Origin of the sequence: Bradyrhizobium jicamae, from assembly GCF_018130215.1 — a bacterium.
Lineage (GTDB): Bacteria > Pseudomonadota > Alphaproteobacteria > Rhizobiales > Xanthobacteraceae > Bradyrhizobium > Bradyrhizobium jicamae_A.
This window is the reverse complement of the sequence record NZ_JAFCKQ010000006.1, coordinates 60306-84882: the sequence shown is the minus strand read 5'-3', so window position 1 is coordinate 84882 and position 24577 is coordinate 60306. Positions and strand designations below refer to the sequence as shown.

Sequence of the window (24577 nt, the reverse complement as noted above, 5' to 3'; positions counted from 1 at the left end):
GATGGAGGCGGTCGGCGTTGCTGCGACCGCCGATGCCGGATTCCTCCAGCGCTACGGCGCCAGCATCGAATACATCCTGATCCCTGGCGCGGCGCTGGTCGGCGCGCTCGCGGTGTTCGGCGCCTTTGTCGCGGTCTACGGCAAGAACCCGCTCGACCTCTATTTCTACATGTATTACGGCGCATTCGGCACCTGGTTCTCCTGGCAGAACACGCTGACCCGCGCCGCGCCATTGATCCTCACCGCGCTGTGTACGGCGTTGCCGGCGCAGCTCGGCATGGTGATCATCGGCGGCGAAGGTGCGCTTCTGATCGGCGCGCTGTCGGCGACATCGGCCGCGCTGGCGCTGCAGGGCGCCGCTCCCATCATCGTGCAGATCGCGATGGTGATCGCGGGCGTGATCGGCGGCGGCCTCTGGATCGCGCTGTCCGGCGGCTTGCGGCAGTATCGCGGCGTCAACGAGACCATCTCGAGCCTGCTGCTGGTCTATATCGCGCTCGCGATCCTCAACCATCTGGTCGAGGGGCCGATGCGCGATCCGGCGAGCCTCAACAAGCCATCGACCCGCGAGATCGGCGCCGCCAACATGATCGGCACCATTCCCGGCACCGATGTGCATTGGGGTCTGGCGTTCGGTCTCGTCGCCGCGGTCGCGGCCTATGTCCTGATCTATCACACCACCTTCGGCTTCGCCGCGCGGGTCGCCGGAGGCAACGTCCGCGCCGCAAAGATCGTGGGGCTGGGTGTCGGCCGGCTGATCATGACGATCTGCTTCCTCGCCGGCGGCTGTGCCGGGCTCGCCGGCATGATCGAGGTCGCGGCCGTGCAGGGCCGCACCAATGCCAACCTCGCCGCCGGCTACGGCTTCACCGGCATCCTCGTCGCCTTCCTGGCACGACAGAACCCGCTCGCGATCATTCCGGTGGCGATCCTGCTCGGCGGCATCAGCGCCTCGGGCGGCCTGTTGCAGCGGCGGCTCGGTCTGCCCGACGCCTCCGTGCTGGTGCTGCAAGGCATCATCTTCGTCTTCGTGCTGGCGAGCGACGCGCTTTATGGGCGGATCGGCTTCCTGAAGGGAAAGTCCTGACATGGCAGACACATCGATCGGACTCTGGACCGTCCCGCTCGCCGTGCTCGGTGGCGCCATCCGCGTCTCCACGCCATTCCTGTTCGTCAGCCTCGGCGAATGCATCACCGAACGTTCTGGCCGCATCAATCTCGGCCTCGAGGGCACGTTGGTGATGGGTGCGATGAGCGCCTACGGCATCTCCTATCTCTCCGGCTCGCCATGGCTCGGCGTGCTCGCCGCCGGTATCACTGGCGCCGTGTTCGGCGCGCTGCATGCCGGCATCTGCTCGCTGCCGCGGGTCAACGACATCGCGGTCGGCATCGCGCTGATGCTGCTCGGCACCGGCCTTGCTTTCTTCCTCGGCAAGCCGCTGATCGAGCCGACGGCCGCAAGATTGCCGGCAATCGATTTCGGCTGGTGGAGCGACATCCCGCAGCTGCGCGCGGCGCTGCGCATCAACGTGCTGTTCCTGATCGGCGTTGCAATCGCACCATTGCTCTACTGGGCATTCAAGACCACGCGCTGGGGCCTGTTGATCCGGACCGCCGGCGAAAGCGCAGATGCGGCTCGCGCAATGGGCCACTCCGTGCTGCTGATCCGGCTCCGTGCCACCATGGTCGGCGGCTTCCTCGCCGGCATCGGCGGCTCGTTCCTGTCGCTGTTCTACCCCGGGAGCTGGAACGAAGGGCTTTCCTCGGGACAAGGCATCACCGCGGTCGCGCTGGTGATCTTCGCGCGCTGGGATCCGATGCTGTGCCTTTGGGCTTCGCTCGCCTTCGGAGGCGCCGCGGCGCTCGGGCCGGCGCTGCAATCGGTCGGCATCACCTCCGGCTATCATTTGTTCAACGCCGCACCGTACATCCTGACGCTGGCGATCATGATCATCACCTGCTCGCCGAAGCGCACCCTGACCGGCGCGCCGGCCGAACTGTCGATTACAAGATAACTCCCGAGGTCGTCCGATGCCCGAGCGCACCATCAAGTCCGAACCCTACGCCTGGCCCTACAACGGGGATCTCCGTCCGGAGAATACCGCGCTCATCATCATCGACATGCAGACCGATTTCTGCGGCGTCGGCGGCTATGTCGACAAGATGGGCTACGACCTGTCGCTGACGCGGGCACCGATCGAGCCGATCAGAAAGCTGCTCGCGGTGATGCGCGCGCAGGGTTTCCACATCATCCACACCCGCGAAGGCCACCGGCCCGATCTCGCCGACCTGCCTGCCAACAAGCGCTGGCGCTCGCGCCAGATCGGCGCCGGCATCGGCGATCCCGGCCCGTGCGGCCGCATCCTGGTGCGCGGCGAACCCGGGTGGGAGATCATCCCCGATCTGGCGCCGCTGCCCGGTGAGCCCATCATCGACAAACCCGGCAAGGGCTCGTTCTGCGCCACCGACCTCGAATTGATGCTGCGGCTGCGCGGCATCGACAACATCGTCCTGACCGGCATCACCACCGACGTCTGCGTCCACACTACGATGCGCGAGGCCAACGACCGCGGCTTCGAATGCGTGCTGATCGAGGATTGCTGCGGCGCGACCGACCGGAGCAATCACGACCATGCGCTGAAGATGATCAAGATGCAGGGCGGTGTGTTCGGCGCAGTGGCGACATCGGTCGATTTGATCGGAGCGCTGTCGTGATCATCGGCGAGCCGCCCGCCCCTACGGGCACTTTCGGCGTCGATGCCATCGCGATGACCATGCGGTTCGGCGACTTCCTTGCGCTTGACAATGTCGAGCTGAAGGTGCGGCCCGGCTCGTTTCATGCGCTGCTCGGCGAGAACGGCGCAGGAAAAAGCACGCTCGTGAAATGCATCATGGGCTATTACCACGCCACCCAGGGCGACATCATCATCGCTGACCGTCAGCAGAGCATCGCCAACCCGAAGGACGCCCATGCGCGCGGCCTCGGCATGGTCTACCAGCATTTCACGCTGGTGCCCGCGATGACGGTTGCGGAAAATCTGGTGCTGGCCCGCGACGACGTCCCGGCCGTGGTCGACTGGGGCAAGGAGAAGAGAGAGCTCGAAGCATTCCTGGCGCGGATGCCGTTCAAGGTGCCGCTGAACGCCAAGGTCTCTGACATCTCCGCCGGCGAGCGGCAGAAATGCGAGATCCTCAAGCAGCTCTATCTGAAGCGCCGCTTCCTGATCCTGGACGAGCCGACCTCGGTGCTGACACCCGGCGAGGCCGACGAAGTGCTCGGCATGCTGCGTGCCATGGTGGTCGCGGGCGAGCTGACCATCCTGATGATCACACACAAATTCCGCGAGGTGATGGCGTTTGCCGACGACGTGACGATCCTGCGCCGCGGCAAGCTCGCCGGAACCGGCAAGGTCTCCGAGCTGACGCCGGACGAGATGGCGCGCACCATGATCGGCGCCGAGCAGCTGACCGTGCAGCCGCCGCGCACAGGAGATGTCGGCGCGCCGCGGCTCGAGCTTGACGAGCTCACCGCGCGCGACGATGCCGGCGCGATCGCCGTGCACGGCGTGTCGCTAACGGTGAAGAGTGGCGAGATCGTCGGCATCGCCGGCGTCTCCGGCAACGGCCAGCGGCAGCTGGTCGAGGTGCTGGCCGGCCAGCGCGAGGCCGAAAGCGGCGTGATCCGCGTCCAGGGCGAGGTCTATTCGGCGAGCCGCGAGGAGATGCGGCGCCACAGGATGTCGCTGTTGCCCGAGGAGCCGCTGAAGAACGCCTGTGTCGGCGGCATGAGCGTCGCCGACAACATTGCGTTCCGCGAATTCGACCGCGCCCCGTTCGCGCGCGGCGGCTGGTGGCTGAACGGCGCCGCTTTCCACAAGGATGCCCAACGCAAGATCGGGCTCTACAAGATCAAGACCCGCTCGCCCGAGACGCCGATCGCGGCACTGTCGGGCGGCAATGTGCAGCGCGCCGTGCTGGCGCGCGAACTGTCGGGCGACGTCGAAGTGCTGATCGCCGCCAATCCCTGCTTCGGCCTCGACTTCGCCGCAGTGGCGCAGATCCATGCCGAGATCATGGCCGCGCGCAACCGCGGCGCCGCGGTGCTTTTGGTCAGCGAGGATCTCGACGAATTGCTGGAGTTGTCGGATCGGCTGGTGGTGATGTTCCACGGCGAGCTGGTGCATGAGGCACGGGCCAGCGAGGCCGATCTCACCGAGATCGGCCGGCACATGGCGGGGCATTAGGCCACGCGGAAACTCAGCCGGGAGATGGCGCAGTTTCGCTTTTGCTGCCGTTGCCGGTCGACCCACCGCGCAAGAACCTTCTGCCGAGATCGTCATTGGAGGCCAGGATGGCCCGATCGCGCGGCAGCGCTTCGGGCATCTCGTCGCGGATGAACGCAAGCAGCTTCTCCCGGATTTCGCATCGCAGGTCCCAGGACTGCGGCGCGTTCCGTGCGCTGACCAGTGCGCGCAGCTCGATCGTGCGCGGATGGGTGTCGATCACCTGCAGATTCACGACTGCGCGATCCCAGAGCCTGGATTCGCTCGCGGCCTGTTCCAGCCGCTTGCGGATCCGCGGCACGTCAGCGCTGTAGTCGACATGCAGCGCGATCGCGCCGATCAGGGATTGCGCGTCGCGCGTCCAGTTCTGGAATGGACGCTCGATGAAATAGGACAGCGGCACCACCATCCGCCGCCAATCCCACAGCCGGATCACGACGTAGGTCGAGGCGATATCCTCGACCCAGCCCCATTCGTTCTCGATGATCACAGCGTCCTCGATCCGGATCGGCTGGGTGAGGGCGATCTGCACGCCGGCGATCAGATTACTGAGCAAGGGCCTTGCCGCAAGACCGACGATCAAGCCGGCGGCGCCTGCGGAAGCAAACAGGCTGACGCCATATTGCCTGACCGAATCGAAGGTCATCAGCGCGGTCGAGACTGCGATGATGACGATCAGCGTGTCGGTGACCCGTTTGAAGACGCGAACCTGAGTGACGTGCTTGCGGGCCAGGAAATTCTCGGCGACATCGAGACGAAACTTCTCCAGATACCTGGCGGACACCATGTCGACCACGCGGATCGATATCCAGCCGATCAGCGCGATTACGGCGACCCCGAAGAAGTGGCTGAGGGCCTGGCGCAGCACGTCATTGAGTGGCGCCAGCGGCAACACCAGCGCAACGGCGGCCAAACACAGCGCCAGTCGCGTCGGGCCGGATGTCCGGTCAAGCAGCAGCGGCGCGACCGTGTTGTTGGGGCCGAACATGCGGCGCATCAGCCGCGATGCGATCGAGTGAGTGACGAGCGCGATAATGACCGCGCCCGTGATCAGGCCGAATCCGACCACCCAATCCGGCACCCAGCGAAAGGTGTGTTCCAGCTCGGCAAGGAACTCCTGCATGCGACCCGCCTGCTCCAGCACTGCAGGCCGCTAACGCTTTGAGTCTCCGGTCGCTTCTGTCCTCCATGCAATGCAGCAATTCATCTGCTGCATTTCAGGATGTAATGGAACCTTGATGCGGGGCTAGCCGATCTCGAACGCGTCTGCGGCGAGATGCTTCAGGTTGGCGTGCCAGTGCTCGGCGATCGCAAGGCGCGTCGGCACCCAGACGCGCTCATGCGCCTGGACGTAGTCGAGAAAACGCATCAGGGCGGCGGCGCGACCGGGGCGGCCGACCACCCGGCAGTGCAGGCCGATCGACATCATCCTGGGTGACGTCGCGCCTTCGGCGTAGAGCACATCGAAGCTGTCCTTCAGATAGGTGAAGAACTCGTCGCCGCCCGGAAAACCCTGCGTGTTGATGAAGCGCATGTCGTTGGCATCGAGCGTGTAGGGAATCACGAGATGCGGCTCGCTCGCGCCGGCCTTGATCCAGTACGGCAGATCGTCGGCATAGGAGTCGCAGAGGTAGCGCAGGCCGCCCGTCTCCATCAGCAGGCGCAGCGTGTTGATCGAGGAGCGGCCGGTGTACCAGCCGAGCGGCCGCGCGCCGGTGGCTTCGGTGTGTACGGCGATGGCGCGCGCGATCTCCTCGCGCTCCTCGGCCTCCGACATGTCCTTGTGCTCGACCCAACGCAGGCTGTGACTGGCGATGTCCCAGCCCGCCTCCTGCATCGCGGCAACCACATCGGGATTGCGCTTCAGCGCCATCGCGACGCCGAACACGGTGGTCGGCAGCTTGCGCTCGGTGAACATCCGCCACAGCCGCCAGAAGCCCGCGCGCGAGCCATATTCAAACATCGATTCGATATTGGCGTGGCGCTTGCCGACCCAGGGCTGCGCGCCCAGCACGTCCGACAGGAACGCTTCCGACGCGCGATCGCCATGCAGGATGTTGTTCTCGCCGCCTTCCTCGAAATTGACGACGAACTGCACGGCGACGCGCGCCTGTCCCGGCCATTTCGGGTCGGGTGGATTGCGGCCGTAGCCGCGGAGGTCGCGCGGATAACGAGGCTCGTTCACATCAGATTTCCTCGAAACGGATTTGCTGCGCACCCTTCCACAGCACCGTCTTGCCGAAAGTAGTCAGGTTCTCCAGACCCGAGGTCAGCGTGATGAAGTGGTTACCGGCGAGTTGCCCCATCTTGCTCGCGAAATGCACGCCGCCATAGGCGAGCAGGATCTCGGTCTCGCTGATGCCGCCGGGATAGAGAATGATCTGGCCCGGCGCCGGGTAGCTGGTGTGGTTCTCGTAGGAGACGCCGAAATCGAGATCGCCGAGCGGCATCCAGACGCCCTCGCCACTCCAGCGAACATGGATCGCCTGGCTCTCGAACGGCATCGCCTTGCGGAAGGCGGCAACCGTCTTCGGCGCGAGTTGCTCCTCGAAGCGGGCGTCAAAGGTAAACTCGCCGGCGCGGACAATCAGTTTGCTCATCGATCTCTTCTCGTGATGCCACCGAGACCATTGCCTGGGGCTTTTGGATGACACCCTCACCATTGCCGCCGGTGAGCCGCGGACGCAAGGCCGATTCAGGCCATTTTCGCCGGTTTTTGTCGGGTCCCTTTTGGGTCCGGCGGGCCGCAACGCAGATGTGAGCAGACCGCTGCCGGACGCGGATTGCGCCGCGCAGCCGGTTTTGCGAGCCTTTGTGGCAAACGAAGGGATGATGCGAATGACAACCGACAGCCTGCACGGACATGTGGCGATTGTGACCGGAGGCTCACGCGGCATCGGTGCCGCCATCGTCAGGATGCTCGCGGAGGCCGGCGCAGCGGTCGCGGTCAACTACCGCGAGCGCGCCAGCGACGCGGAAGCACTGGTCAAAGGCATTACCGCCGCGGGCGGCCGCGCCGTCGCGATCGCTGCCGACGTGTCGGAAACAGCCGCCGTCGCCAATATGGTCGAGCGCGCCAATTCCGCGCTGGGCCCGGTCGATATCCTCGTCAACAACGCCGGCATCGCCATCGTAAAGGGTGTCGACGATCTCACGGAAGAAGACTTCGACCGTACCATCATGGTCAATCTCAAATCAGTGTTCCTGTGCACCCAAGCCGTGCTGCCGACGATGCGGACCAGGAAATGGGGCCGCATTGTCAACATTTCCTCGGGCGCTGCGCGCGGCGGCGGCTCGATCGGGCCGCATTACAATGCCTCGAAGGCCGGCATCGAAGGACTGACACGCGGCTATGCCGCCCGGTTGGTCAAGGACGGCATCACGGTGAACGCCGTCGCGCCGTCGCTGATCGAGACCGACATGATGGCGGGGCAGACCGGCCTCGTCAGCCGGATCCCGGTGGGCCGTTTCGGCACGCCGGAGGAGGTCGCGCAGGCCGTGATGCTGCTGGTCAACAATCCCTACATGACCGGGCAGACGATCGCGATGAGCGGCGGTATGGCGTTCAACTGACCCTCCGGCGATCGATTCCGTTTGCTGTCATCAAATCATGGCAGGAACTGTGCTTGCTTGTCGCCGTTGATTGCAGGGCGAAACCGGATGTGGAGCTTGTCGTGATCGATCCGAAAACGCTTCTCGAACGCGCCGCGCAACTGGCCGACCAGGCCAAGGGTGAGGAAAATCAGGGCATCCGAGAACGGCTGCTGCGCATGGCCGACCATTATCGCGATCTGGCCGCGCATGAGACGTGGGCGCACGAGAACCCGCCGTCGGTGGGCGGGATCACGAGCGTGCTCGCGACGCGCAGCGCGCGTTAGTTCTTGTCTCGCCAATTCTTGTCTCGGCAGGCGCGGCGTTCAACTGACGCGGATATGGTAGCCCAGCGACTTTCGCGCGCCGGGAGCGATGTGCATCAGGCCGGGCTTGTCGGCGAATTCGCCGTCGAACTCGACAGGGCTGGCAAAGCCGCGCCAGGGTTCGATGCACAGGAACGGCGCACCGCCCGGCTTCGACCAGATGCCGAGTTCGCGAAAGCCGCGCCACGATACCTCGATCGCCGGGCCGCGATCGGCGGCGAAGCGGACCGACGCACTCGCGAGTTGGTCGAGGATCATCGCGTCGTCATCGAACAGGTGCTCGGACAGCGCGAGCGCGTTGCCCTTGACCGGCGTGGGTTCCACTTGTGACCGCATCAACCCGCCAGCGAGCCGTCGGATCGGCGCGGGTTCATCCTTTGCAAAGGTCAGCGCATAGTCCTCCTTCCGCAGTTCCGGCAGGAGCGGCCAGTTGAAGGCGGGATGCCCGCCGAGCGAGGCCGGCAGCGTCCCGTCGCCGGTGTTGGTGATGTCGAACGCAACGTCGAGATCAGCGCCTTCAAGGGTGTAGGTCACCTCCAGCCTGAAGGCGAAAGGGTAACGCGCTCTCGTCTCCGCATCATCAGACAACACGAGCTTGCATGAGCGCGGCCCCTGCTCCAGCCATTCGAACCGTCGGTCGCGCGCGAATCCGTGTTGCGTCATCGGATAGGTGTTGCCGCCGTGGCGCAGCGCGTCGTTTGTCAGCTTTCCTACAATCGGGAACAGCAGCGGCGCGTGGCGCGGCCATTGCGGACCGGCCTGCCAGAGCAGTTCGGCGCCGCTGGCAGCCTTGAGCGAGGTCAGTTCCGCGCCCCGCGCCGAAATGGTCGCGGCGATCTCGCCGCGCAACGTGTGACTGTCGCTCATATCCCGCCTCGCCGTGCATCCTGCCGCAGAACGAGATGTTGGATCGCGGCGGCGCCGTCAACCCCATTGACGCGCGTCGCCGCGAATTTCGGGCGCTACCCGGCGACCTTCGAAAAGTCCGGCTGGCGGCGTTCGGCAAACGCCGCAAACGCTTCGCGCGCTTCCGCGCTCATCAATCGCTCCTGGAAGATCTCGCCCTCGCGCGCCATCTGCGCACTGATCCTCGCGGTATCACGCATCAGCAACTTGGTGTGCTGGAGCGATCCGAGCGGACGTTTGGCCAGCGCCTCTGCTGCGGCCCGCGCCCTGGCGCGCAGCGCATCGGGCGGCACCACCGCATTGGCAAGGCCGATCGAGACTGCGGTCTCGGCTTCGACCGGCTCGCCGAGCGCGAACATCGCGTAAGCCCGCGCATGGCCGATGCGCTGCGGCATCAGCCAGGTCGAGGCCGCCTCCGGCACCAGCGCAAGGTTGACGAACGGCGTGATCAGCCGGGCGTTGGATGCGAGATAAACGAGGTCGCAGTGCAGCAGCATGGTGGTGCCGATGCCAACCGCATTGCCCTGCACGGCGGCCACCAGCGGCCGGCTCGCAACGGCAAGGGATTTGAGGAAGCGCGTTACGTGACGTTCGCCGCGTGCGCCCTGCGAGACCGCAGCAAAATCGGCGAGGTCGTTGCCCGCCGTGAAGCTGTCGCCGTCGCCCTGGATCAGCACCGCGCGGATCGCGGTATCGCCTTCGGCACGCTCAAGCGCATCGGCCATCGCGCCATACATCGCGTTGGTGATGGCATTCTTCTTGTCCGGGCGCGCCATCGTCACGGTGAGGACACTGCCCTCCAGCGCCACGTCGACCAATTCGCTCATCTTTCACTCCTCTTTGCTTGCTAGCCGTCTTTATCTTTCGGAAACTTATCCTGCAGGCTGGTCAGCCAGCGCGACACCACGTCGATCTCGGCCTCCGAAAACCCGTCCATCAGCCTGCTGTTGATCACCCGCGTCCGCGTCGCGGCGCGCTTGCCAAGCTCGTGGCCGGCCGCGGTCAGATGAAGCCGTTGGCTCCGGCCATCGGCGCCGTCGCGCCTGCGCTTGATGAGGCCGGCACGCTCCATGCGGTCCGCCAGCCCGGTCATCGCCGACGGCACGATGTCGAGCGCCTGCGAGACGTCGCCGATCAGCGCTTCGTCATTGCGCCCGAGATAGAACAGCACGCCCGCCTGCGCCGACGTCAGATCATGCGCCGCCGTCTCCTGCTCGATCGCGCGCTGCAGCCGCCGATACGCCACGGTCAGAAGAAAGATCAGGCGATGTTCTGCCTTCATGGTTGGTACGATATATTTCGCATACGAAGTATATCGTATATTTCGCGCGCGAAATATCAAGCCCGCTTCGCACGAAATCGTGCAAATCCGTCTCCGGACGCCAATAAACGCTCGCGCAGTCGGGGATCGGACGCCGCTATCACGCGCCCCAGTTGCGTGCGTGCAACATTTTTCCGCTATGCAGCGTCGTTGGACCGGCTCCTGCTCAGAAAGAGCTTGATCGAAATCAAGCAACCCGGAAAGCTTTGGGTTAGGGTGGCGCCCGTCGCGTTGCGGGTCGGGTCCGGTCGCGAGAGAGTCAATGACGTTATCGGCAAGTCCGGCCAAGGAGCGCGCTACCCGCCCGAAACGGCCACGCCATCTGAGCCAAACCATGCGTTGTGAGACCGCGTTCCGCCTGATCCTGTCGGAATGCCTCGAGGAGGTCGCAACCAGTCACGACGCTGTTCTCGCCGGCGATGCCACGGCGCTGCACCACACCCGCATCGCTCTGACGCGACTGAAGGCCACGATCGCCTTCTATGAACAGATGGTGGCCGACACCGAGTGGATGCGGCTGCGATCCGAGTTGAAGTGGCTGAGCGCTCTTCTCGGCGCGACACGCGATCTCGACGTCGCGATCGAGAACAGCAAGGGCCGGCCCGAGGAACGGATGTTCAGGGCCGCACGGACCGGCGCCCTCGACCGTCTCCAGGAGGCACTGGAGAGCGAACGCTACCGGCAATGGTTCGAAGCCATGTGGGATTGGGTCGGCAGCGGCCCATGGACAGCGAAGCAGGATCGCCGCGCCGCGCAGCGCCGGGCAGTCCCGGTCTCGGTCTTTCATGCCCGCAGGCTCGCGCAGTGGCACGACAAGCTCGCGCACAAGAGCCGCGGCCTGCAAGGCATGGGCAAGACCAAACGGCATCGCGTGCGGCTGGCAAGCAAGCGCTTGCGCTATGCCATCGAGTTCACCGAGGGAGGACTGCCGGAGGAGGATTACGCGCCGTGGCGCGACGTCCTGAAGCATCTGCGCAAGGGGCAGCAGATTCTCGGCGAACTGAACGACGCCGACGTGCGCCGCGCGCTTGTCGAAAGCGCTTGTGATCAGCAGCAGGAAGCCATCAAGCGGAAGGCCAAACATGGGAGGACGCGCGAGCGCAAGCGCAAGAGCCAATTGCTGCGCCGCGCTGCCGCCGTCTACCGGAAGATCTCGGGATGACCATCGTCGCGCCCTCGCCTCGCCCCGTCGTCCCGTCCGCATGGGCGATCCTTCGCAAGATTCTCGCCTTCGTTGGCTCTGGTTGCCTGATTCCGAAATCCCCTTCACACGGTCAAAAACATGCCTGACGGTTCTTCGACGGCCCATCTCTATCGCCCCAAGCTCGTGACCACGCTGACCGAAGGCTACGGCCTCGCGGCGCTCCGGCATGACGTGATGGCCGGATTGACGGTGGCGGTGGTGGCTCTGCCGCTGTCGATGGCAATCGCGGTGGCCTCCGGCGTGACGCCGGAGCGCGGACTGTTCACGGCCATCATCGGTGGTTTCCTGGTGTCCGCGCTGGGCGGCAGCCGGTTTCAGATCGGCGGTCCGGCCGGAGCGTTCATCGTGCTGGTCGCCGCAACCGTGGCTCAGTTCGGGATCGAAGGTCTTCTGCTAACGGTCCTGGTTTCCGGCATGATGCTGACGCTGATCGGCGCGTCGGGGCTGGGATCGCTGATCCGCTACATTCCGCACCCTGTCACCGTCGGCTTCACCTGCGGCATATCGGTCACCATCCTGGCAAGCCAGTTGCGCGATCTCGGTGGCCTGACGCTGGCCGGCGCCGAGCCCGGACCGTTTGTGCCGAAGCTCCTGGCACTTGCTCATGCGCTTCCGACCCTGAACTGGTCGGCGCTCGCCATCGGCGCAGGATCGGCTGCGCTGATCTTCGCACTGCGCGCGTGGCGACCTGCATGGCCGGCGATGCTGATCGCGATCGTGCTGGCCGCGATCGCAGCGCTGCTGCTGCATTTGCCGGTCGAGACCATCGGCAGCCGTTTCGGCGCCATTCCCCGCGGCCTGCCGGTGCCGCATCTGCCCGACATCCCTTCGGGTCTGTTGCTGCAGATCCTTCCGGCTGCGCTGTCCTTCACGCTGCTCGGCGGCGTCGAAAGCCTGCTCTCGGCAAAGGTCGCCGACGGCATGACCGGACGCAAGCACCGCTCCAACATGGAACTGGTGGCGCAGGGTATCGCCAACATCGCCTCCGCCCTGTTCGGGGGAATCAGCGTCACCGGCACCATCGCACGCACCGCGACCAACATTCGCGCCGGCGCCCGCAGCCCGCTCTCGGGCATGCTGCATTCGGCGTTCCTGCTGTCGTTCATGGTGATCGCCGCGCCGCTCGCGAGCTACATCCCGCTCCCGGCGCTCGCCGGCGTCCTCGTCGTGGTGTGCTGGTACATGGCGGAGAAGGAGGCGTTCCTGCACCTCGCCACGGATTGGCGTGGCGCCGTGGTGCTGATCCCGACCTTTGCCCTCACAGTGTTCGAGGACCTGTCGCTCGGCATCATCTCGGGATGCCTGATCGCCGCGCTGCTCGCCGGCTTCGACCGCTGGAGGGCGAACGGCTAGACCTCGCTCGCAGACGCTCCAGCCATTGTCGCCATTTCACTGCCGGCATTACGCTGGGGATCACGTTGATTCCGGGGACCCGCGGCGGCATCCTGACGCCACCGGGAATGCAGCACGTGGGAGAATCCTTGCGCAGCCATGGCGCGATCCGATCGCCTCGACGCCTTGACCGTGTCATCGCCTCGGTCGCGGCTGCCTTTGTCGCCACAAACGCGCTGGCGGCCGATCTCAGATTGGACATCGCGAACATGCCCCGCGTCGCGAACATCGACCCACGCTTCCAGTCCTACAACATCGAGATGGTCGAGGTGACCGGAGGACGCTTCTGGAAGCCGAATGCCGCAACCGGCATGCAGGTGGACGCCACGACGGAGCGGTTCGCGGAACGACCCGCGATCGATCTCGGCGACAAGCGACTGCGCATGCTCGCGGCGGCACTGTCTCCCGCCTATCTCCGCGTCAGCGGGACTTGGGCAAACAGCACCTTCTTCGCGGATTCCGACACCCCGCCATCGACGCCGCCCTCGGGCTTCGAGGGAATCCTGACGCGGCGGCAATGGCGCGGCGTGATCGATTTCTCGCGCGCCGTCGATGCACCAATCGTCACATCATTTGCGATCAGCGCCGGCACACGCGACGCCGACGGGCGCTGGACGCCGGATCAGGCCCGGCACCTTCTGGCCTTCACCCGGTCCGCCGGCGGCCATATCGCAGCCGCCGAATTCATGAACGAGCCCGATCTGCCGTCGATCGGGGGTGCCCCTGATGGCTACGACGCGGCAGCCTATGGCCGGGACTTCGCAACCTTCCGCGCCTTTATCAAGCAAGCCGCGCCCGACATAACGATCCTCGGCCCGGGCGTGATCGGCACGGGCACGGATGCCGCAGCCCTTTTTGCGGCAACGGCGCGCGACGTCGACGCGATCTCCTATCATCATTATGGCGCGCTCTCCGCCCGTTGCGCCGGCGACCGCACGCCGGAGTCCGCATTGTCGGACGAATGGCTGGCGCGAACCGACCGGGCGCTCGCCTTCCATCAGTCACTGCGCGATCGGCTCGCCCCAGGCAAGCCTATCTGGCTGACCGAGACGGCAGAGACCGCATGCGGCGGCAACCGCTGGGCGGCCAGCTTCGCCGACACCTTCCGCTACCTCGATCAGCTCGGACGGCTGGCCAAAGCCGGCATTCAGGTCGTGATGCACAACACTCTGGCCGCGAGCGATTACGGGCTGCTCGACGAGCGGACCCATTTGCCGCGCCCCAACTACTGGAGCGCGTTGTTGTGGCGGCGACTGATGGGCACGACGGTGCTCGATGCCGCCATCACGCCGGAGCCGGGTCTCCACATCTACGCGCATTGTGCACGCGACATCCCCGGCGGTGTTGCCCTGCTTGTCATCAACAATGACCGCGAGACGTCGCGGCGGCTGGCGCTGCCGGCCGCGTCACATCGCTACACGTTGTCGGGTGACAAGCTCACCGGCAGCGCGGTCCGGCTCAACGGAACGACACTCGCGCTGGACGTCGCCGGTCGGCTGCCATCTCTCACGGGCGAAGCGCTCGCGGCGGGGATGATCACCATTGCGCCGGCAACGATCAGCTTCCTCACCGTTGCCGAAGCCGGGAACGCCACGTGCAGGTAGCAACCCGATCCCTCATGCCGCGTCGCGGCCGACCTCGGACGACACAGGCGGCTGCGCCACCAGATGACCCAGCATGATTGCGGTCATCAACCGCTCCATCTCGAGCCGGGCGGTGACGTGCGACATGGTCGGGCGCGCGCCGAGCGCAAGCTGATCGACATCGTCGATTGCCGTCAATCCACGCGGGTAGAATTCCCGGAAAATCACCCGCTCGGCAAGACCGTCGACCAGCCGGAAATTCAGCGTTGTCGACAGCTCGCTCAGGGCCTCGCCGACCAGACGCTTGTTGCGCGAGCCGAGCGTCGACAGGCGGTTGCGAAGCACCACCCAATCCAAGGCAGGCTGATCGAGGACGCTGCGTTGACGCCGCGCCTCCTCCACCATCTTCGCGTAGTGGCTGATGCCGGTCACCTTGAAGGACCGGGCGTCGATCGTGCCCAGCACGTCGAAATCAAGGAAGCTGTCGTTCAGCGGCGTGATCAGCGTATTCGCAAGCGAATGTGCGAACGAAGCCAAATAGGTGTCGTGTCCAGGACCATCGATGACGACGAAATCATGCGAGCGGCTAAGCCATTCGACGATCTCGGCGAGCGCATTGCGCCCCAGTGTCTCGACCTCGCTGGTCCTGCCTCCCACCGTCTCGAAGCACATATGGGTCGGGACCTCGAGCTTGAGCGATGATTCCCGCGCCCAGTCGCGCCGATAGTCGACGTAATGGGTGAGGGTCTTCTGCTTGTTGTCGAGATCGATGGTGGCGACGCGCTGACCTGCTTTGATCAGCGCGATGGCGACATGCATGGCAACAGTCGATTTGCCTGATCCGCCCTTGTTGTTCCCTACGACAATCACTCGTGCGTTTGTCATGCGATTCCTTGTCGGACGCTTGAGCTGAGGCAGGATGAAATTGAATTCGGCAGGAACGAATCTCGTTGATTCGTCGAATCTCGACAAGAGTCGTCTTGACTCTGTCATGATTTATCTCAGGCGGCTGCGACATCAATGTCACAACCGCCTGCCGCTATGCTCAATACGGTGATTATCGCCCCTGGAACACGGCGGCTCGGCGTTCCACGAACGACTTGATGCCCTCCGCCGCGTCCGCGGTGTTGAGCACGCGTTCGCGGATCTGCGGAATGATCGCAATCGCCGCCTGCTCGCCGGCTTCGATGAACTTGCGACCCGCCTCCTTCGTCACCTGGATGCCGAGCGGGGCGTTGCGCGCGATGATCTCGGCCAGCGCCATCGCTCGCTCGACCTGCCGTCCTGCGGGCACAACCTCCTGCACGAGACCGATCCGGTGCGCTTCGGCGGCCGAGAACTCGTCGCACAAGAGCAGATGATACATCGCATCGCCCCATCCGGCGCGACTGACGTAGCGGAAATGCGCGCCGCCCAGCGGCGCGATGCCGCGCTTCGCTTCCATCTGGCAGAAGCGGCAATCGTCAGCCGCGACCACGATATCGCCGGCCAGCATCATCTCGATGCCGACGGTGAACACGATGCCCTGCACTGCGGTGACAACAGGCTTTTTGCAGCGATTGGCAAGTCCAAATGGATCGATATTGCCCTCAGGCAGCGGCTTGCGTGTCGCTGTCGGACCGAAGAACTTCGGCATGTCGAGACCTGCGGTGAAGTTGTCGCCTTCGGCGCAGACGACACCGACCCAGAGGCCACCATCCTTCTCGAGCAGCGTCAGCGCGTCCGATAGTTGCGCCATCATCTCCGGGCTGAAGGCGTTCTTCTTCGCGGGATTGTCGATGACGATCTTCAGGATGTGGTCATGCCGTTCGTGACGGACCCGCCCCTCGCTGGCGCTGCCGGACATCTGCTTCTCCCATCTTTGTGACTGACATATTCTGGATGATACTTGTCATCTAGATGGATGATGGTCATAATCCTGAGCAAGAGTCAAACGTCAGCGGGGATTTCACGACATGGGCCATTCCCAGGCCGACAAGGCCAGGAACCGCGAGCGCATCCTGAACGAGGCGGCGACCGAGATCCGCGACAAGGGGCTGGATGCCGTCAGCATCGGCGGCCTGATGCAGCGGGTGAACCTCACCCATGGCGGATTCTACGGGCACTTCGCCTCCCGCTCCGACCTGATTGCGGAAGCTCTGCAGCAGGCGCTGGCCGCCGGCGAAGCCGCGGCGCGCGCTTCACGCGATCCCGACAAGCCCGTCAGCATGAATTCGCTCGCGCGGAGCTATCTCAGCCGCACCCATCGCGATTCGCGAAAAACGGGCTGCGCGATATCGGCGCTGATCTCTGACGTCGGGCGCGCGGACGTACAGTGCCGCGCAGTGATGGAGCCGCACATCGAGGCATTCATCGCCAAGGTTGCGCATGTACTCGGTGACGACGCCCGGGCGATCATTGCGGTCAGCGCAATGATCGGCGCGCTTGCGATCTCGCGCGTCGTCACCGACCCGAAGCGCTCCGATGCGGTGCTACGCACGGTCCGCGACGGTGTTGTCGCGATGGCATCGGATGAGTGATTTAGCCCGCCGCGCGGGTCAGTTTGACGGAGCGAACCATGAACGATCGATCCATTCTCGAGTCGCACGCCGTGCAGGGTAGCATCTTGATCGCCGGCGTCGGCGCGTCGAACGGGCTTGGCGCTGCGATTGCGCGCCGCTTTGCCGCGGGCGGTTATCCCATCGCGATCGCGGGCCGCAATGCCGAGAAGCTTGCAGCCACCGCCGCCGAGCTTGCCGCTGATGGAACGAAGGTCGCCCATGTGGTCGGCGATGCCTCGACAGCGGTTGATACGGCGCGCTTCGTCGAGGCGGCCGAGAGGCTCGCTCCGCTAGCGATGGCCGTGCACAATGCCGGCTCGAACCGGCCGGCTCCGTTCCTCAAGGTCAGCGAGCAGCGCTTCGAGGAGCATTGGCGCGAGCATGCGCTCGGCGGCTTCCACCTGGCGCAGGCTGCAATTCCTGCGCTGCTCAAGCGCGGCGGCGGCACGTTGGTGTTCACGGGTGCCTCCGGCTCGCTGCGCGGCAAGGCCAATTACGCGCCGTTCGCGGCGGCCAAGGCAGCACTCCGGGCGCTGGCGCAGAGCGTGGCGCGCGAGTTCGGGCCGCAGGGCATTCACGTGGGCCATGTCGTCGTCGACGGCGGCATCGAGGGCGACCGGCTGCTCAACATACGACCGCAATTGAAGGACGACCGCGGCCCGGACGGCCTGCTCAACATCGCAGCGATCGCGGATGCCTATTGGGTGCTGCATCACCAGCATCGCAGCGCCTGGACGCTGGAACTCGATCTGCGGCCGTGGGCGGAGTCGTTCTGAGCCGCCGGGCCGAGCGACTTCGACGGCCGCGCCGGAAATGAGTTGCGATCTCCCGGAATCTTGTCAGGCTGTGAAGCGCGCCCCAAGCCCGGGAGGAGCCCGTGTCGCAGCCGACGCCGATCCTGCATCACTTCGATCAGTCACCGTTCTCGGAGAAGATCCGCATCATCTTCGGGTTCAAGAAGCTCGCCTGGAGCTCGGTGCGGATCTCCCGCATCATGCCCCGTCCGGACCTGATGCCGATGACCGGAGGCTATCGGCGGACCCCGACCATGCAGATCGGCGCCGACATCTATTGCGACACCCAGATCATTATCCGCGAGCTCGAGCGGAGATACCCGACGCCGAGCCTGTTTCCCGGCGGCCATGCCGGCATGCCGGCGGCGCTCGGCATGTGGACGGACCGTCCGTTCTTTCAGAACACGGTCAATCTCGTGTTCGGTTTCATCGGCGACAAGGTGCCGCGGGAGTTCATCGAGGATCGCGAGAAGCTCCGCGGTGCGAAGTTCGACATCGCTGCGATGACGGCGGCATTGCCGCAGATGCGTGACCAGTTTCGCGCCCATGCCGACTGGATCGAGGCGCAACTCGGTGACGGAAAACCGTGGCTGCTCGGCGAGTTCAGCCTCGCTGACGTCAGCGCCTACATGAACGTGTGGTACGCGCGGCAGAGCGTCGCCAGCATCGACGAGATCCTGGCGCATTTCCCGCGCCTCGTCGCCTGGGAGGCGCGCATGCGCGCCGTCGGGCATGGCACGCGCACCGAGATGTCGTCGACCGAGGCTCTGGAGATCGCAGCGAGGTCGACGCCGCAATCGCCGGTGTTTGGCGACCCGGCGGATCCGAATGGCCGCAAGCCTGGCGATCGAGTCGGCGTACTGCCCGATGACTACGGCAAGGTCCCTGTTCGCGGCGAGATCGTATCGCTGTCGGCGCAGCACATCGCCATCCGTCGCAGTGATCCGCGCGCCGGCGAGGTCGTGGTGCACTTCCCGCGCGCAGGCTTTCTGGTCGTACCGGACTGACGGTTCGCGGGCCGGGCAGACCAGGAAACCCAGCGTTTCACGGGGCGGTCTTGCCCAGCCACGAACAGCCATTACGTGGCCGTGATCCCAACCAAAGCCTCCGCAGCAAGGGCTTGCGGGCCTGTTTACCGCAGGGCCGTCACAGCTGTTTGCGCAGACTGGAGGCGCGTGGCGCGTTCGCCGCCACGCCGACCACTGGATTGACCCATGACCACTTCTCTCGAATTCGGGCTCGATACGTTCGGCGACGTTACCCGCGACGCCTCGGGCGTGCCGCTGCCGCATGCCCAGGTGATCCGCAACGTCGTCGACGAGGCCGTGCTAGCCGACCAGCTCGGAATCGACTTCATCGGGCTCGGCGAGCACCACCGGGCCGATTTCGCGATCTCCTCGCCCGAGTCCGTGCTGGCGGCGATCGCCGCGCGCACCGGCAAGATCCGTCTCGGCTCGGCGGTCACCGTGCTGAGTTCGGACGATCCGATCCGCGTGTTCCAGCGATTTGCCACCGTCGACGCAGTCTCGAACGGCCGCGCCGAGGTGATTCTCGGCCGTGGCTCGTTCACCGAGTCGTTCCCGCTGTTCGGCTTCGACCTGCGGCAATACAACGAGTTGTTCGAGGAGAAGCTCGATCTGTTTACCGCGCTGCTGAAGCAGGAGCCGGTGACCTGGCAGGGCAAGCTGCGGCCACCGCTCAACAACCAGTCGGTCTATCCACCGGTCGAGCACGGCCGGCTGAAGGCCTGGATCGGCGTCGGCGGCAGCCCCGAATCGGTGGTGCGCGCGGCGCATTACGACCTGCCGCTGATGCTCGCCATCATCGGCGGCGACCCCAGGCGCTTTGCGCCCTATGTCGACCTGCACCAGCGCGCCTACCAGCAGTTCGGCCGCGCGTCGCAGCCGATCGGCGTGCACTCGCCGGGCTATGTCGCGGAGACCGATGCCCTGGCACGGGAAGAGCTGTGGCCCGACTACAAGGTCATGCGCGACCGGATCGGCAAGGAGCGCGGCTGGCCGCCGATCGGGCGCGACGAATTCGTGGCGGAGGCCGAGCACGGCTCGCTCTATGTCGGTTCGCCGGAAACCGTCGCCCGCAAGATCGCCGCGACTGTAAAGGCGCTCGGACTGGCGCGCTTCCAGCTGAAATATTCGGCGGGTCCCCTGCCGCATGAGAAGCTGATGACGAGCATCGAGCTGTATGGCCGCAAGGTGGTGCCGATCGTTCGCGACCTACTGGCCTCGTGAGTCCGCAAAAAGCAGAACCCCCGGCGGTTTCCCGCCGGGGGTCTGTTAGATCGTGATCAGATCAACCGGACTTACCAGTTGCGCTGAGCGCGGAGGAGCAGCGAGACGCCGTTCTGGTCCTTCAGCTCGTACACCTGAGCGGGCTTGCCGATGCCGGCGCTGCCCGGGAAGGCGATCGTGCCAGCATACTTCTGATCCAGGTGCTGATAGATCAAGTCTGCCGTGAAGGTCAGGTTCTTGACCGGGGTCCACTGGGTCTGGGTACCGATCTGAGCAATGTTGTAGTCAGGATTGCACGAGGTCAGGCCAGCAGTGCCGAAGGCGATGCCGAACGTACCACCCACACCGTTGCCCGCAGGGCCGCAGATGAAGGTCTTGGCGGTGCTGTTGTAGGTAATCGCAGCGTAAGCACCGTAGATGCTGGTGTTCCAGTAGGGGTTCCAGTTGTGGACATACGCACCGCGCATACCCCAAGTCGAAACCAGCTGCTGGTCGCCGCCGGTCACGAACACGCTGTCCGGAGCCACACCAATGCCAAGGCTCTGGTAGGCGCCAGCGACACCGGTGCTGCCGAACATCTGGGTTGCACCAGCTTGCGTCAGATCCTGGAGGTTATAACGGGTTGCGCCGTTGGTATACACACCCTGGATGTTGATGGTGTCGCCAGGTCCGGTCGGGATGTTCTTGATCGACAAGGCCAACGCACCGGCCCAGCCCCACTTGTCATCCGGATGACCGGAGAGTTCGGTACCGCCGTAGTAGGCCACGTGGTTGTCATGCGCCGCGAACGACGCCTGGAACAGACCCCAAGCCTGGTCGACGCGCAGCATGGCGATCAGGTCCGGAGCAATCGTGCCGGCATAGTCGCTCGCGCCATAGGGGCCGAGAGAGCCAAAGGCGGGAGCGCCCGGATTGGCCAGCAGGTTCAGGTTGCCCAGATTGTTCACGCCAGCCTGGGTGTACTGCGTCTGGTCCTGAGCGGACAAGGTCAGCGACACGCCATTGCCGAACTGAGCGGTGTAGCTGAACTGGTTCACACCAGTGACCGTGCCGCCACCACCGACGAGACCGTCGAAGTTGTTGCCCGGATAGTTGACCCACGGAGCCGAGAACTGCGAGACCGCCTTACCCATCGTGAACCCAGCGAACTGGATGAAGGCAAGGTAGACACCGAGCGAACCGCCGGCGACGTTGCCGCCGCTCGCGTTACCCGGAGCACCGATCGCGTAAGTGGTCGAACCGTTGCCGTTGCCGGTGTAGCTGTCCGTCGTCCAGCTGAAGGTCGCATCGAAGTAGGTGCGAACCACGCCGTACTCGGTCGCGGTGCGGGTATCGATGTCGAAGTCTTCACGAGAACGCCAGGTGTAGCCGTTCGTGAAACGGTTCTGTGCGCCGCCGGCGCCAGTGAACGGACCAGAGTAGTCCGAGTTCGAGTTCGCCACGACCTCAGCGCGCAGGTAGCCGCTGAGCTTGATGCAGGTATCGGTGCCCGGGATGTAGTAGAATCCGGGACCATACAGGGAGCAAACCTTCACGTACTCGACCGCTTTGGCCTTGACGGGAAGATCGGCTGCCTGAGCTCCGCCGACCGCGACGAGAGCCGCCGCCGAGCCGAGGATAAGGCTCTTAACCATCTTCATGTTAAACCTCCAAGTTGCTCTATCTCAGGGAAGGTTCCGGATCCGCCGGGTGTAGCACCCTCAGGTTGGTTCCCTTTGTCCCTTAAACCCGCTTAGTCGCTTCGCGCCTTCGGACACACCCGCATGAACGCGAGGGACTTAAGCGAACCACCTAGAACGGGACGACCTTGGGATGCCCCCCTCCGTCGCAGTTCCATAAGAGACAGAAGGCCCCCGATCACGCAACAAAAGACCGCTTGGTTTGGAGCCAGTTACGGCTCTTTTCGGGCAAATGTTGCACAAATATCACGGGCATGTGAGTGGTCGTTACCTCTCAAGCCATTGATTTAACTTGATAATATTTGGGTCGCCATTGAGCGGGTCGAAATAGGGCAACATCGGCCGGAACGGTGTGCAAAACCACGCCCATCCCGGGAAAACCCGGGAATCGATAGACTTCGCCGAGACCACCAATTCTGTCGCCCAGTTGCGGTCTCAAGTCGAAAAACGTCTGTATCTCAATGGGATGCGAATTTTTTGCCGATACCACCCGCGAATACCGCTCGACTCGCGTCGAAGGCCAATCCACGCCTCTGCGACCGGGCTGCCACATCCGAAAAATTGCGCGCGCAGCGGGCCAACATCGCATCGCGGATGACGATTGGCAGGAGAATCGCACGCCAATTTCGGAGCGCTGAGCAACGAATCTTCACTGTCGGCGGTTTTCTTACGTCGGCAACCCGCACAACGAAACGATTCTTCTCTCGGTGGGCCGAGATCCGGAATCGGAATCTGCGGAACATTAAGGATGGGGCCTGGACCGACGATCGCTTCGCGTAGAAACCGATCCGCTGATTTGAGGCGGGATGATCTCAAGACCTTAGCCGCCAAACGAGCAATTCCCGCCAGGACTGCAATCGGCGGCCGTTAGTTCTAGCTTGCACTCGCCGTCATGGGAAATTCGACCATGGCCTCGCCTGTCGCGACCTGCTCACCTCGTTGGTTATTGACGACCACCTCGATGGTGACCCATCGTGACTTCTCGGTCACCCTCGTCGCTTTCACAACGCCCGACGGCATGATCGTGTCACCCGGCTTCACCGGCTTGAGCCAACGGGTCTCGAGACGCCGGTGGATTGCGCCGGCCGGCAGCGCCCAATCGGTCAGCATCCGCGTGATCAGGCCAAAATTGTTCATGCCATGCATGATGATGCCGCCGAAATTCGTCTTGCCGAAATCGCCCTTCATGTAGTCGTCGTCGAGATGCAGCGGGTTGTAGTCAAGCGAGGCGTCGCAGAACAGGCGGATGGACTCCCGCGAGACCGCAAACTTCGGACCCTCGATGCCGAGCCCTGCCTCGATCTGATCGAATGTGATTGCCATGGCGAAAAATTCCTCACATTGGACGAATGGTCTGGCCGCGACCCGAACAGATCACGTCGCCATGCTGATTGAAGAAGACGTTGTCGTGGACGACGAACAGCCGCTCACGCCTGATGAACTTGTCGAGCGCACGCGCCTGCAGCGTGATGACGTCGCCAGGGCGCGCGGGAATGTTGTAACTCCAGGATTGACCGGCGTTGACGGTGCCCGGACTGCGCATCCAGTCGTCTGCCGGCGTGCAGGAGAACATCAGAAGGATGTGGATCGAAGGGGGAGCGACCAGGCCCCCATAAGGTCCGGCTTTCGCCGCAGCCTCGTCGATGTAGAGCGGATTGGTTTCACCCACCGCCTTGCAGAACAGGCTTATCGCTTCCCGGGTGAGCGTATACGGCAAGGTCTCGCGCGGCTCGCCAGGCACGATGTCATCCCAGACCTTGCGCGACTTCGCGTCCTTCCAAAAATCGGTTTCGAACCTGGTCGACCCCACAGCTTGCGTCATTTCCGCCTCCGTTCGCCTGGCGAACATTTATTTTGGCTAACGAACAGAACTACGTTACTGTCCGCTGGCTCGCAAGGGGCGATTGGAGAAGCGTTCGTGGGCAAGGACAGCGACGAATTCGTACGTTCCATCGCACGCGGCTTCTCGATCGTCGAAGCGCTCGGCAAACCGCCGGGCCGTCATACGCTTACCGAAGCCGCCGAGCTTGCCGATCTCAATCGGGCCACCGCGCGGCGGATTCTTGCGACGCTGGTTGCCCTGAAATATTGCTCTGCCGACGGGCGATATTTCTCGCTGCGTCCCCGCGCGCTTGGGCTGGGACTGTCCTATCTCAATGCACTGCCATATTGGGGCTACGCGCAGCGTGCGCTCGAGGATCTGCGCAACGAGATCGGCGAGTCCTGCGCACTGGCGGTGCTGGACGAGCAGGAGATCGTCTATGCGCTGCGCTTGCCGGCTCGACGCATTCTTTCCTCGAACCTGGGGATCGGCAGTCGCCTTCCGGCGCATCTTGTCTCGCTCGGGCGCGTGCTGCTTGCCGCTCTTTCCGCCGAGCAGCGTGCCAGCTACCTTGGAAGCGTCAAGCTCCAGGCCGTGACGCCCCGCACCGTCGTTGATGCCATGCGGCTCGGCGCCATCCTCAGAGAGGTCGAGCAGGAAGGGTATGCCTGGATCGACGGCGAACTCGATCCGGCCATTTGCGGCATCGCCGTTCCGCTTCGGGACCAGGCCGGCACGGTAGTGGCCGCCATCAGCGTCAACACGATCTCAGGTACGATCAGCGAAGCCGGCGCAAGACGGAAATTCCTGATCCCGCTGAGGAAGACCGCGCAGGATATCCGTAGCCAGATGCTCTCATCGCGATAGGCCTGGCCGGCCCGCGCCTC

General features: G+C 64.4%; 25 protein-coding genes. 14 read left to right on the top strand and 11 right to left on the bottom strand.

Features of this window, described 5'->3' with window-relative positions; translation table 11 throughout:
* Nucleotide 1: 1 nt before the first annotated feature.
* Genes JQ586_RS10320 through JQ586_RS10305 form a run of 4 tightly spaced genes read left to right on the top strand, consistent with a single transcriptional unit; the run spans nt 2 to nt 4244 of the window.
* Nucleotides 2-1087 carry an ABC transporter permease gene (locus tag JQ586_RS10320; protein WP_249147467.1) on the top strand — a complete coding sequence of 362 codons (1086 nt, stop codon included), beginning with the start codon at nt 2-4 and terminating at the stop codon, nt 1085-1087.
* A gap of 1 nt (nt 1088) precedes the next feature.
* Nucleotides 1089-2015, top strand: a complete 927-nt coding sequence (locus JQ586_RS10315; RefSeq protein ID WP_212394425.1) for an ABC transporter permease — start codon at nt 1089-1091, stop codon at nt 2013-2015.
* Nucleotides 2016-2031: 16 nt separating this feature from the next.
* Nucleotides 2032-2715: a cysteine hydrolase family protein gene (locus JQ586_RS10310; protein ID WP_212394424.1), complete on the top strand. Its 684-nt coding sequence runs from the start codon at nt 2032-2034 to the stop codon at nt 2713-2715.
* Nucleotides 2712-4244, top strand: coding sequence for an ABC transporter ATP-binding protein (locus tag JQ586_RS10305; protein ID WP_212394423.1), 1533 nt, complete (start codon nt 2712-2714; stop codon nt 4242-4244). Before JQ586_RS10310 ends, JQ586_RS10305 begins: the two co-directional genes overlap by 4 nt.
* A 13-nt stretch (nt 4245-4257) precedes the next feature.
* Here the strand turns inward: JQ586_RS10305 and JQ586_RS10300 are convergent, their stop codons facing one another.
* The 3 genes from JQ586_RS10300 to JQ586_RS10290 form a co-directional block, all read right to left on the bottom strand.
* Nucleotides 4258-5406, bottom strand: coding sequence for a mechanosensitive ion channel family protein (locus JQ586_RS10300; protein ID WP_212394422.1), 1149 nt, complete (start codon nt 5404-5406; stop codon nt 4258-4260).
* A gap of 123 nt (nt 5407-5529) precedes the next feature.
* On the bottom strand, nt 5530-6468 hold the full coding sequence (gene puuE, locus JQ586_RS10295) for an allantoinase PuuE (RefSeq protein WP_212394421.1): 939 nt from the start codon (nt 6466-6468) through the stop codon (nt 5530-5532).
* A 1-nt stretch (nt 6469) separates the two neighbouring features.
* Nucleotides 6470-6883, bottom strand: a complete 414-nt coding sequence (locus JQ586_RS10290) for a DUF3830 family protein (protein ID WP_212394420.1) — start codon at nt 6881-6883, stop codon at nt 6470-6472.
* Between the two features lie 238 nt (nt 6884-7121).
* Between JQ586_RS10290 and JQ586_RS10285 the strand changes: the two genes are divergently transcribed.
* Together JQ586_RS10285 and JQ586_RS10280 are read left to right on the top strand one after the other, a co-directional pair.
* On the top strand, nt 7122-7856 hold the full coding sequence (locus JQ586_RS10285; protein ID WP_212394419.1) for an SDR family NAD(P)-dependent oxidoreductase: 735 nt from the start codon (nt 7122-7124) through the stop codon (nt 7854-7856).
* Nucleotides 7857-7957: 101 nt separating this feature from the next.
* Nucleotides 7958-8161, top strand: coding sequence for a hypothetical protein (locus JQ586_RS10280; protein WP_212394418.1), 204 nt, complete (start codon nt 7958-7960; stop codon nt 8159-8161).
* 39 nt (nt 8162-8200) lie between these two features.
* Here the strand turns inward: JQ586_RS10280 and JQ586_RS10275 are convergent, their stop codons facing one another.
* From JQ586_RS10275 to JQ586_RS10265, 3 genes are all read right to left on the bottom strand, one after another.
* Entirely contained in the window at nt 8201-9067 is an 867-nt protein-coding gene (locus JQ586_RS10275) for an aldose 1-epimerase family protein (protein ID WP_212394417.1), read from the bottom strand.
* A 95-nt stretch (nt 9068-9162) separates the two neighbouring features.
* Complete coding sequence (locus JQ586_RS10270; protein WP_212394416.1) at nt 9163-9933, bottom strand: enoyl-CoA hydratase-related protein; 771 nt, start codon at nt 9931-9933, stop codon at nt 9163-9165.
* 20 nt (nt 9934-9953) lie between these two features.
* Nucleotides 9954-10388 (bottom strand): MarR family winged helix-turn-helix transcriptional regulator, encoded by a 435-nt coding sequence (locus tag JQ586_RS10265; RefSeq protein ID WP_212394415.1) that lies wholly within the window; start codon nt 10386-10388, stop codon nt 9954-9956.
* Nucleotides 10389-10761: 373 nt separating this feature from the next.
* Here JQ586_RS10265 and JQ586_RS10260 point away from each other — a divergent pair, with 373 nt between their 5' ends.
* From JQ586_RS10260 to JQ586_RS10250, 3 genes are all read left to right on the top strand, one after another.
* Complete coding sequence (locus JQ586_RS10260; protein ID WP_212394414.1) at nt 10762-11589, top strand: CHAD domain-containing protein; 828 nt, start codon at nt 10762-10764, stop codon at nt 11587-11589.
* A gap of 120 nt (nt 11590-11709) precedes the next feature.
* Nucleotides 11710-12984, top strand: a complete 1275-nt coding sequence (locus tag JQ586_RS10255) for a SulP family inorganic anion transporter (protein ID WP_212394413.1) — start codon at nt 11710-11712, stop codon at nt 12982-12984.
* Between the two features lie 116 nt (nt 12985-13100).
* Nucleotides 13101-14627 (top strand): hypothetical protein, encoded by a 1527-nt coding sequence (locus JQ586_RS10250; protein WP_312016947.1) that lies wholly within the window; start codon nt 13101-13103, stop codon nt 14625-14627.
* Between the two features lie 12 nt (nt 14628-14639).
* Here JQ586_RS10250 and JQ586_RS10245 read toward each other — a convergent pair whose 3' ends face one another.
* Nucleotides 14640-15491 (bottom strand): division plane positioning ATPase MipZ, encoded by an 852-nt coding sequence (locus JQ586_RS10245; protein ID WP_212394412.1) that lies wholly within the window; start codon nt 15489-15491, stop codon nt 14640-14642.
* 172 nt (nt 15492-15663) lie between these two features.
* On the bottom strand, nt 15664-16452 hold the full coding sequence (locus JQ586_RS10240) for a crotonase/enoyl-CoA hydratase family protein (RefSeq protein ID WP_212394411.1): 789 nt from the start codon (nt 16450-16452) through the stop codon (nt 15664-15666).
* A gap of 109 nt (nt 16453-16561) precedes the next feature.
* Between JQ586_RS10240 and JQ586_RS10235 the strand changes: the two genes are divergently transcribed.
* The 4 genes from JQ586_RS10235 to JQ586_RS10220 all read left to right on the top strand — a co-directional run bounded on the left by JQ586_RS10235 (nt 16562) and on the right by JQ586_RS10220 (nt 20189).
* On the top strand, nt 16562-17125 hold the full coding sequence (locus JQ586_RS10235; protein WP_212394410.1) for a TetR/AcrR family transcriptional regulator: 564 nt from the start codon (nt 16562-16564) through the stop codon (nt 17123-17125).
* Between the two features lie 38 nt (nt 17126-17163).
* A complete protein-coding gene (locus JQ586_RS10230) occupies nt 17164-17922 on the top strand; it encodes an SDR family NAD(P)-dependent oxidoreductase (RefSeq protein WP_212394409.1) in 759 nt (252 codons plus the stop codon).
* A 101-nt stretch (nt 17923-18023) separates the two neighbouring features.
* Nucleotides 18024-18947 carry a glutathione S-transferase family protein gene (locus JQ586_RS10225; RefSeq protein WP_212394408.1) on the top strand — a complete coding sequence of 308 codons (924 nt, stop codon included), beginning with the start codon at nt 18024-18026 and terminating at the stop codon, nt 18945-18947.
* A 207-nt stretch (nt 18948-19154) separates the two neighbouring features.
* The gene (locus JQ586_RS10220; protein WP_212394407.1) at nt 19155-20189 is read left to right on the top strand and encodes an LLM class flavin-dependent oxidoreductase; all 1035 of its coding nucleotides are present in this window, start codon (nt 19155-19157) and stop codon (nt 20187-20189) included.
* 71 nt (nt 20190-20260) lie between these two features.
* Here JQ586_RS10220 and JQ586_RS10215 read toward each other — a convergent pair whose 3' ends face one another.
* From JQ586_RS10215 to JQ586_RS10205, 3 genes are all read right to left on the bottom strand, one after another.
* The gene (locus JQ586_RS10215) at nt 20261-21829 is read right to left on the bottom strand and encodes a porin (RefSeq protein ID WP_212394406.1); all 1569 of its coding nucleotides are present in this window, start codon (nt 21827-21829) and stop codon (nt 20261-20263) included.
* Between the two features lie 912 nt (nt 21830-22741).
* Entirely contained in the window at nt 22742-23191 is a 450-nt protein-coding gene (locus JQ586_RS10210; RefSeq protein WP_212394405.1) for a MaoC family dehydratase, read from the bottom strand.
* A 13-nt stretch (nt 23192-23204) separates the two neighbouring features.
* Complete coding sequence (locus JQ586_RS10205; RefSeq protein ID WP_212394404.1) at nt 23205-23690, bottom strand: MaoC family dehydratase N-terminal domain-containing protein; 486 nt, start codon at nt 23688-23690, stop codon at nt 23205-23207.
* Between the two features lie 96 nt (nt 23691-23786).
* On the opposite strand from JQ586_RS10205, the gene JQ586_RS10200 reads away from it, so the two are divergent.
* Nucleotides 23787-24557, top strand: coding sequence for an IclR family transcriptional regulator C-terminal domain-containing protein (locus JQ586_RS10200; RefSeq protein WP_212394555.1), 771 nt, complete (start codon nt 23787-23789; stop codon nt 24555-24557).
* Nucleotides 24558-24577 lie beyond the last annotated feature (20 nt).

What these genes read in the sequence shown, in the direction of transcription:
- JQ586_RS10320 (WP_249147467.1), top strand. Translation starts at nt 2, where the DNA reads ATGGAGGCGGTCGGCGTTGCTGCGACCGCCGATGCCGGATTCCTCCAG.
- JQ586_RS10315 (WP_212394425.1), top strand. Translation starts at nt 1,089, where the DNA reads ATGGCAGACACATCGATCGGACTCTGGACCGTCCCGCTCGCCGTGCTC.
- JQ586_RS10310 (WP_212394424.1), top strand. Translation starts at nt 2,032, where the DNA reads ATGCCCGAGCGCACCATCAAGTCCGAACCCTACGCCTGGCCCTACAAC.
- JQ586_RS10300 (WP_212394422.1), bottom strand. Translation starts at nt 5,406, where the DNA reads ATGCAGGAGTTCCTTGCCGAGCTGGAACACACCTTTCGCTGGGTGCCG.
- JQ586_RS10290 (WP_212394420.1), bottom strand. Translation starts at nt 6,883, where the DNA reads ATGAGCAAACTGATTGTCCGCGCCGGCGAGTTTACCTTTGACGCCCGC.
- JQ586_RS10285 (WP_212394419.1), top strand. Translation starts at nt 7,122, where the DNA reads ATGACAACCGACAGCCTGCACGGACATGTGGCGATTGTGACCGGAGGC.
- JQ586_RS10275 (WP_212394417.1), bottom strand. Translation starts at nt 9,067, where the DNA reads ATGAGCGACAGTCACACGTTGCGCGGCGAGATCGCCGCGACCATTTCG.
- JQ586_RS10270 (WP_212394416.1), bottom strand. Translation starts at nt 9,933, where the DNA reads ATGAGCGAATTGGTCGACGTGGCGCTGGAGGGCAGTGTCCTCACCGTG.
- JQ586_RS10265 (WP_212394415.1), bottom strand. Translation starts at nt 10,388, where the DNA reads ATGAAGGCAGAACATCGCCTGATCTTTCTTCTGACCGTGGCGTATCGG.
- JQ586_RS10260 (WP_212394414.1), top strand. Translation starts at nt 10,762, where the DNA reads ATGCGTTGTGAGACCGCGTTCCGCCTGATCCTGTCGGAATGCCTCGAG.
- JQ586_RS10255 (WP_212394413.1), top strand. Translation starts at nt 11,710, where the DNA reads ATGCCTGACGGTTCTTCGACGGCCCATCTCTATCGCCCCAAGCTCGTG.
- JQ586_RS10245 (WP_212394412.1), bottom strand. Translation starts at nt 15,491, where the DNA reads ATGACAAACGCACGAGTGATTGTCGTAGGGAACAACAAGGGCGGATCA.
- JQ586_RS10240 (WP_212394411.1), bottom strand. Translation starts at nt 16,452, where the DNA reads ATGTCCGGCAGCGCCAGCGAGGGGCGGGTCCGTCACGAACGGCATGAC.
- JQ586_RS10235 (WP_212394410.1), top strand. Translation starts at nt 16,562, where the DNA reads ATGGGCCATTCCCAGGCCGACAAGGCCAGGAACCGCGAGCGCATCCTG.
- JQ586_RS10230 (WP_212394409.1), top strand. Translation starts at nt 17,164, where the DNA reads ATGAACGATCGATCCATTCTCGAGTCGCACGCCGTGCAGGGTAGCATC.
- JQ586_RS10220 (WP_212394407.1), top strand. Translation starts at nt 19,155, where the DNA reads ATGACCACTTCTCTCGAATTCGGGCTCGATACGTTCGGCGACGTTACC.
- JQ586_RS10215 (WP_212394406.1), bottom strand. Translation starts at nt 21,829, where the DNA reads ATGAAGATGGTTAAGAGCCTTATCCTCGGCTCGGCGGCGGCTCTCGTC.
- JQ586_RS10210 (WP_212394405.1), bottom strand. Translation starts at nt 23,191, where the DNA reads ATGGCAATCACATTCGATCAGATCGAGGCAGGGCTCGGCATCGAGGGT.
- JQ586_RS10205 (WP_212394404.1), bottom strand. Translation starts at nt 23,690, where the DNA reads ATGACGCAAGCTGTGGGGTCGACCAGGTTCGAAACCGATTTTTGGAAG.